The 6,696-nt window shown below is 55.7% G+C and carries 7 protein-coding genes; 5 read left to right on the forward strand and 2 right to left on the reverse strand.

Going from position 1 to position 6,696, the window contains the following annotated elements; translation table 11 throughout:
• Window positions 1–415 precede the first annotated feature (415 nt).
• Window positions 416–1,741, forward strand: a complete 1,326-nt coding sequence (gene pcnB, locus J1785_RS19550) for a polynucleotide adenylyltransferase PcnB (protein WP_205951588.1) — start codon at window positions 416–418, stop codon at window positions 1,739–1,741.
• Window positions 1,738–2,217, forward strand: coding sequence for a 2-amino-4-hydroxy-6-hydroxymethyldihydropteridine diphosphokinase (gene folK / locus J1785_RS19555; RefSeq protein WP_129953139.1), 480 nt, complete (start codon window positions 1,738–1,740; stop codon window positions 2,215–2,217). Before pcnB ends, folK begins: the two co-directional genes overlap by 4 nt.
• A gap of 5 nt (window positions 2,218–2,222) precedes the next feature.
• On the opposite strand, the gene qseC is transcribed toward folK, so the two are convergent.
• Window positions 2,223–3,581 (reverse strand): quorum sensing histidine kinase QseC, encoded by a 1,359-nt coding sequence (qseC, locus tag J1785_RS19560; RefSeq protein ID WP_205952657.1) that lies wholly within the window; start codon window positions 3,579–3,581, stop codon window positions 2,223–2,225.
• 23 nt (window positions 3,582–3,604) lie between these two features.
• The gene (gene qseB / locus J1785_RS19565) at window positions 3,605–4,291 is read right to left on the reverse strand and encodes a quorum sensing response regulator transcription factor QseB (protein ID WP_129953141.1); all 687 of its coding nucleotides are present in this window, start codon (window positions 4,289–4,291) and stop codon (window positions 3,605–3,607) included.
• A 158-nt stretch (window positions 4,292–4,449) separates the two neighbouring features.
• Between qseB and panB the strand changes: the two genes are divergently transcribed.
• The 3 genes from panB to panD all read left to right on the forward strand — a co-directional run bounded on the left by panB (window position 4,450) and on the right by panD (window position 6,601).
• Window positions 4,450–5,244, forward strand: coding sequence for a 3-methyl-2-oxobutanoate hydroxymethyltransferase (gene panB / locus J1785_RS19570; protein WP_217220261.1), 795 nt, complete (start codon window positions 4,450–4,452; stop codon window positions 5,242–5,244).
• A gap of 14 nt (window positions 5,245–5,258) precedes the next feature.
• A complete protein-coding gene (gene panC / locus J1785_RS19575) occupies window positions 5,259–6,113 on the forward strand; it encodes a pantoate--beta-alanine ligase (protein WP_129953143.1) in 855 nt (284 codons plus the stop codon).
• Window positions 6,114–6,220: 107 nt separating this feature from the next.
• Complete coding sequence (panD, locus tag J1785_RS19580) at window positions 6,221–6,601, forward strand: aspartate 1-decarboxylase (RefSeq protein ID WP_129953144.1); 381 nt, start codon at window positions 6,221–6,223, stop codon at window positions 6,599–6,601.
• Window positions 6,602–6,696: the final 95 nt, after the last annotated feature.

A 6,696-nucleotide genomic window follows, 5' to 3' on the forward strand; every position in this document is an offset into this window, starting at 1 on the left:
CAATTTTTGCCGTAAGGTGCTAGTTCGTGAAGATAAAGTCGTTCGTGAAGAAAAGGCTGTTCATAACGAAGCCGCGCTTCATGCAGAACCTCATCGCGAGGAGACTTCCCGTCGTGATCCGTCTCCTGTGGCTGAAGGCAATGTGAAGGCAAAAAACCCCGAACGCCGTGACAACGAGCAACGCCGTGAAAATCGCGGCCGCCGGGAAGACAACGCGAACAGAGGCGAACGCCGCAATAACAACAACCGGCGTTCTTCGTCATCTTATCCGCCTCGTGGCGAACGCAGCGATACCCGTGGTGATCGTCATAACGACCCGCGCAGCGACCGCAATGAACAGCGAGCCCCGCGTCCTTCTGCCGAACACGTACAGAAACCGCGCCCCTCATTCGATTACGCGGGTGAAACCCGTGCGATGACGATTATTCCCCGCGATGAGCACAACATTTCTCGTCGTGATATCAGCGAAAACGCCCTGAAAGTTTTATACCGTCTGAACAAGTCTGGCTTTGAAGCCTTCCTGGTTGGCGGCGGTGTGCGTGACTTATTGCTGGATAAGAAACCTAAAGATTTCGACATCACCACCAACGCTACGCCGGATCAGGTACGCAAGCTGTTCCGCAACTGCCGTCTGGTGGGACGTCGTTTCCGTCTGGCTCATGTCATGTTTGGCCCGGAAATCATCGAAGTGGCGACCTTCCGTGGTCACCACGAACAGTATGAAGAGACTGACGATAAAAACGTCTCCCAGCAGGCCGTTAATGGCATGCTGCTGCGCGACAATATTTTTGGCACCATTGAAGATGATGCCCAGCGCCGTGACTTCACCATTAACAGCCTGTATTACGGTGTTGCAGACTTCACGGTCCGCGATTACACCGGCGGCCTGCGCGACCTGGAAAATGGTATCATCCGTCTGATCGGTGATCCTGAAACCCGTTATCGCGAAGATCCGGTGCGGATGCTGCGTGCGGTACGTTTCGCGGCCAAACTGGACATGAAAATCAGCCCGGAAACGGCCGGACCGATCCCCCGTCTGGCGACGCTGCTACAGGAAATTCCGCCCGCACGTCTGTTTGAAGAATCACTAAAGCTGTTGCAGGCCGGTTACGGCTTAGAGACGTATAAAAAGCTTTGCGAATACCAGCTCTTCCAGCCCTTGTTCCCGCTGATTGCCCGCCAGTTTACTGAGCAGGGTGACAGCCCGATGGAACATATTCTGCTCCAGGTGCTGAAAAATACCGACCACCGTCTGCATAACGATCAGCGCGTCAATCCGGCGTTCCTGTTTGCCGCAATGCTGTGGTATCCGGTGATTGAACATGCGCAGAAGCTGGCGCAGGAAGGCGGGCTGACCTACTACGACGCCTTCGCACTGGCCATGAACGATGTGCTTGATGAGCAATGCCGTACGCTGGCCATTCCGAAACGTATTACCACACTGGTGCGTGATATCTGGGCGCTGCAACTGCGCCTGTCACGCCGTCAGGGTAAACGTGCGCACAAGCTGATGGAACATCCTAAATTCCGCGCGGCGTATGATTTACTGGTACTGCGTGCGGAAGTGGAACAGCACCGCGAATTGCAGAGTCTGGCGCAATGGTGGGGTGAGTTCCAGGAAGCCACTCCGGCCTCCCAGAAGAGCATGCTCGGTACGCTGGGTGACGACGCGGCACCGGCCCGCCGTGCACGTCCGCGCCGTCCGCGTAAACGGGTTCCGCGCAAGGATGGCGGTCAGTGATCCGCGTTTACCTGGCTCTGGGCAGTAATCTTGCCCGTCCGCTTGACCAGGTAAACTGCGCGCTGGAGGCGCTGGCACATCTGCCGCGCACCCGCTTTGTGGCTGCATCCCCGTTTTACCGCAGTAAACCACTGGGGCCGCAAGATCAGCCTGATTATCTGAATGCTGTGGTGGCGCTTGACACGCTGCTGCCGCCGGAACAGTTGCTCGATTGCACACAAGGGATCGAGCAAAATCAGGGACGCGTTCGCAAAGCTGAACGCTGGGGGCCACGTACGTTAGATCTTGATATGCTGTTGTATGGCGATCAGGTGATCAACACAGAACGATTAACGGTGCCGCATTACGACATGAAAAACCGCGAATTCATGCTGTACCCGCTGGCCGATCTGGCACCGGAACTGGTATTCCCTGACGGCGAAACCTTGCACAGTCTGCTCGCACGCGTGCCGCTTAACGGCCTGACGCGGTGGTAATTCCTTCAGTGACTGACCCGCACTTCCAGCCCGCCTTCTGCTTTATTGTGATATACAACGTTCAGATGATGTAACTGCGCGATCCTTTGTATGATCGAAATCCCCAATCCGCTGCCAGTCTGTTCCTGTCCCGGTGGCCGGTAAAAACGTTCCCCCAGCCGCGACAGGTGTTCGGTACTGATGCCCGGCCCCTGATCCTCTACCGTGAATCCCCGCGCATCGAGCCGCACCGTGACGCAGGTCCCGGCGGCAGAATAACGAATGGCATTATCCAGCAAATTACGCACCATCAGCGAAAGCAGCAGTGACTGACCACGCATAACAGGTGCCGTCCCCTGCTCCTCAAACCGTAATTCAATGCCTTTACTGTGCGCGCGGTAATCCTGCTCTGCCAGACTTTGTGCGATCAGCATCGGCCAGTCGATGGGCTCCAGCTCTTCAGGTGCGGAAAAGCTTTCCAGCCGGGAAAGCGTCAGCAACTGATCCACCAGCCGCGTGGCGCGATCGATACTGGTAATCAGGTTTTCCAGCGCATGTTCACGCATCCGGGCATCATCGCCGGAAAGCTGTACAACTTCCGTTTGCACACGTAAGGCCGCCAGCGGACTGCGCAGCTCATGAGCGGCATCAGACGTAAACCGCCGTTCGCGCACCAGCATTTGACGGGTGCGGTCAAACAGGGAATTGAGCGCATTTGCCAGCGGCAGAACCTCACCGGGTAACTGATGCGTCCCGATAGGTGTGGCATCTTCCGGTGAGCGCTGCCGCAGACCTTCCGCGACCCGTCGCAGCGGCCGCAGCTCCAGCGTCACCATAATTATCAGCGCCAGCAATAACACAGGTAAAGAGGCCAGCCAGGGCGTCAGCTGGCCGCTCACCAGGCTCCACGCCATATCATTGCGATAATCCTGCTCCTGCCCGACAGCCACGCGATATTGCCCGTCCGGCGAGGTCAGCCAGACCATACGCCAGGCATCGCTGTTCCCTCTGAGTTCAACATCATTAAACCCCTGCGTGTCACCGTCAAAACGGATGTGTTTGCCATTCTCACCATCATTGAGCAACATTTGCCCGTGACGATTGAAGATAGCAAATGTCAGCGCGTCATCATCGGTATGGCCCCGTGAGCCTTTGCGTACCATTTTTTTGGTGTCCGGCAGCTCAGTGTCTTTTTGCCGATTAAGGCGGTCGCCTAAGCCGGTGGCTGCCAGACGTTTGGCAAACAGCATCTGCTGGGTATCGAAAACTTCATTGATATGTTTGCGGGTCTGATGCCACGCCACACCGCTGGCAATCAGCCAGGTCAGCAGTGCCAGCATGGAAAAAAGCAGAATAAGGCGCAGTCGCAGACTGAGATTCTGCAACTTTTTCAGTTTATCCAGCCGCCTCACGCTTCCCCTCCTTCACCCGGTTTTACCTCATCGCCGAGCGTGTATCCCACACCATGCACGGTGCGAATAAAACCTTTGCCGAGTTTGCTGCGCAGATGGTGAATATGCACTTCCACTGCGTTGCTGCTGACCTCGTCATCCCAGTTGTAAAGCTTTTCCTGGATAAGTGTACGTGCCAGTACACGGCCTTTGTTGTTAAGGAACAATTCCAGCACGGCCACCTCACGCGGCGTCAGCGTTACGGTTTCTCCGTTGAGCTTCACACTGCGGGCTGCGGGATCAAATTCCACCGCGCCATGGGTGACCTTCGGCGTTATTACGCCGTGGCGACGGCGGATCAGCGCCTGTAACCGGGCTGCGACCTCCACCAGCGCAAATGGCTTACACAGATAATCATCAGCACCGGCCTGCAATCCGCTGACGCGCTCTTCCAGCGCATCACGCGCAGTGAGGATCAGCACTGGCGTATCCCGGCCAGCCTTTCGCCACTCGCGCAAAAGCTGCATACCGTCCATACCCGGCAGGCTTAAATCGAGGATCACGGCATCGTAAGGCGCACTGTCGAGCGCAGCCCTGCCGGTCAGCCCGTCGGTAAACCAGTCGAGCGTAAAACCCAGTTTCGCCAGCCCGGCTTTGATGCCGTCGCCGATCATTTTGTCGTCTTCAACTAACAGAATTCGCATGGTTCCCTCCGTTTTTGCCATTATAGCCGGTGCTTCTTAATCACTTCTTAAGGCACCGGTCAACCGGCTATCTGCCGAACTTGCTGTCTGACTTTCGGCTCATACAGTAGAATACCGGCATCATATTTATCCGATGAATTATTCAAAGGAACGTGTTCATGAAACCAACCACGCTGAGCCAGCTTCGCCAATGGAAGCAGGAAAAACATAAATTTGCGACCATTACTGCGTATGACGCCAGTTTCGCACAGCTGTTTGCTGAACAGGGCATCTCTGTCATGCTGATCGGCGACTCGCTGGGTATGGTCGTTCAGGGCCAGGATTCCACGCTGCCGGTCACCGTAGAAGACATTGCTTATCACACCCGCTGCGTACGTCGTGGTGCACCTCATGCGTTATTACTGGCTGACCTGCCATTCATGAGTTATGCCACGCCGGAACAGGCCTTTGAGAGCGCAGCAGTGCTGATGCGCGCGGGCGGTAACATGGTTAAACTGGAAGGTGGCAGCTGGCTGTGTGATACGGTCAGAATGCTGACTGAACGCGCCGTACCCGTGTGTGGCCATCTGGGGCTGACGCCGCAATCGGTCAATATTTTTGGCGGCTATAAAGTACAGGGGCGCGATGAAGTGGCTGCGAACCAGCTGATCAAAGATGCGATGATGCTGGAAGAAGCCGGTGCGCAATTGCTGGTGCTTGAATGTGTGCCGGTTGACCTGGCGCGGCGCGTCACCGAAGAACTGAGCATCCCGGTGATCGGCATTGGTGCGGGTAATGTGACCGACGGACAGATTCTGGTGATGCATGACGCCTTCGGTATCACCGGTGGTCACACACCGAAATTCGCCAAAGATTTCCTCAGCGAAGCGGGTGATATTCGTGGCGCGGTACGTTTGTATGTTGATCAGGTCGCGCAGGGCGTGTATCCGGGTGAAGAACATTCCTTTAAATAATCGGGAGAAGGCTGGTGTTGATAATTGACAGCGTGGCGCTGCTGCGTCGCGAAATCCGCGAGTTCCGCAAGAATAATAAACGTATCGCCCTGGTGCCGACTATGGGCAATCTGCACGAAGGTCACATGACGCTGGTGGAAGAAGCCAAAGCCCGTGGTGATGTGGTCGTGGTCAGTATTTTCGTCAACCCGATGCAGTTCGAGCGTCCGGATGACCTTGAACGTTATCCGCGAACCTTGCAGGAAGACTGCGAAAAGCTCAATAAACGCGGCGTGGATCTGGTATTTGCACCGTCACCGGCGGAAGTGTATCCGAAAGGGCTGGCAAGGCAGACCCAGGTCGACGTGCCGGTGATCTCCACCATTCTGGAAGGCGCGAGCCGTCCGGGGCATTTCCGTGGCGTTTCAACCATCGTCAGCAAACTGTTTAATCTGGTGCAGCCGCAGGTGGCTTGTTTCGGACAGAAAGACTTCCAGCAACTGGCGCTGCTGCGCACCATGGCGGAAGACATGGGCTACGATATTGAGATAGTGGGTGTGCCGATTGTGCGCGCTAAAGACGGTCTGGCTCTGAGTTCACGCAATGGCTACCTGACCAATGAGGAACGTAAAATCGCGCCCCAGCTGTTTAAAATTATGAACATGCTGGCGGAACGGCTGAGCCAGGGTGAACGCCATACTGATGAAATGTTACAGGAAACCGCGCAGCAGCTTCGCGAAGCGGGTTTCACGCCGGATGAACTGTTTATCCGTGATGCGAAAACCTTGCAGGAGTTATCTGTCGACAGCACCTCTGCCGTGATCCTGATGGCGGCCTGGCTCGGTAAAGCGCGACTGATTGATAACCAGGAGGTTGATCTGACGCAGTAGACAGCGCAGGTCAAATCGGCAACTATGTTGGCCGCCGGATGCCCCGGACTGTGAGTCCGTCTGCACGGCGGATCCCCAGACTCTTTACGCACGAAGGTACACACGCAATGGTACGTACAATGCTGCAAGGCAAACTGCACCGGGTTCACGTAACCCAGGCTGATTTGCATTACGAAGGTTCCTGCGCCATCGATCAGGATTTTCTCGATGCCTCAGGCATTCTGGAATATGAAGCGATTGATATTTATAACGTTGATAACGGTCAGCGTTTCTCGACATACGCCATCGCGGCAGAGCGCGGTTCACGGATTATTTCGGTCAACGGCGCGGCAGCGCGTTGTGCCTGTGTCGGCGATCTGCTGATCATCTGTTCTTACGTGCAGATGTCAGATGAACAGGCCCGCCAGCACCAGCCGAAAGTGGCCTATTTCGAAGGTGAAAACCAGCTGAAACGCACCGCCAAAGCCGTGCCGGTTCAGCTGGCCTGATAAAACGCCTTTCCCTTGAAAGAGGGGAAGGACGGGAGGGGGTTTAGCAGACAACTTCAGATTCAGATATGGTCATTAATACCCCACCCCAACCC

Source organism: Rahnella perminowiae (assembly GCF_019049755.1).
GTDB classification, from domain to species: domain Bacteria; phylum Pseudomonadota; class Gammaproteobacteria; order Enterobacterales; family Enterobacteriaceae; genus Rahnella; species Rahnella perminowiae.